The sequence below is a fragment of the Bradyrhizobium sp. AS23.2 genome (genome assembly GCF_001908185.1).
In the GTDB taxonomy this organism is placed as follows: Bacteria; Pseudomonadota; Alphaproteobacteria; order Rhizobiales; family Xanthobacteraceae; genus Bradyrhizobium.
Map to the genome: position 1 here is coordinate 1 of NZ_LGHM01000364.1, position 662 is coordinate 662.

The window sequence follows — 662 nt, forward strand, 5'->3', positions numbered from 1 at the left end:
CTCAAGCTCGGACGTTACTCAGTATTTTGAACGGTTCGGCCTGCCTGCGCCAAAACCTTCCGCAAGCCGGGGCGGAGCGGGCCTACGCAGGCAGATCCGCGAGGACCGCCTTTGACCCAAAGCGGTCAATGTCGAGTTTGTCCCGAGCTACTATCAGCCTAGCTGATCGACCAGTGCTGACCACAAGGCCCATGGCTCGTCTCGATGTACCGGGTCCTCAATTGCAGTGTGCACCATGACAATCTTGGAGGTCGGATCAACGCAAATATACTGGCCTTTGAATCCTAACAACGCGAACTGCCGCCTCTCACCGGGAAACAGCCACAAAAGATAACCGTAACCAAATCTTTTCGTCGCCACGCCCGGTAGCAGATAGCCATCCGAAGCTCGAACGGTTGTTGCATCGATCATCCATTGCGTCGGAACGATCTGCTTGCCATTCCATGCGCCATCATGCGCCAGCAAACGCCCGAGCCGGGCGTAATCGCGCAGAACGGCATTGAAACCGAAGTGTCCCAGTTCAAATCCTTCTGCGTCTACCAACCAATTGGCATCCGCTTCCGCGCCGATCGGCTCCCATACTTTCTCGCGCAGATAGTCAGACGCTGACTTGTCAACAGCACTATGAAGCACCATGCCGAGCACGTCGGCTTCAATGCTGG

1 protein-coding gene is annotated in these 662 nt (G+C 56.0%); it reads right to left on the reverse strand.

Features of this window, described 5'->3' with window-relative positions; genetic code table 11:
• Positions 1 to 153: 153 nt before the first annotated feature.
• Positions 154 to 662, reverse strand: a 509-nt coding sequence (locus AC630_RS42165) for a serine hydrolase (protein WP_143198780.1), incomplete at its 5' end; no start/stop codon positions are given.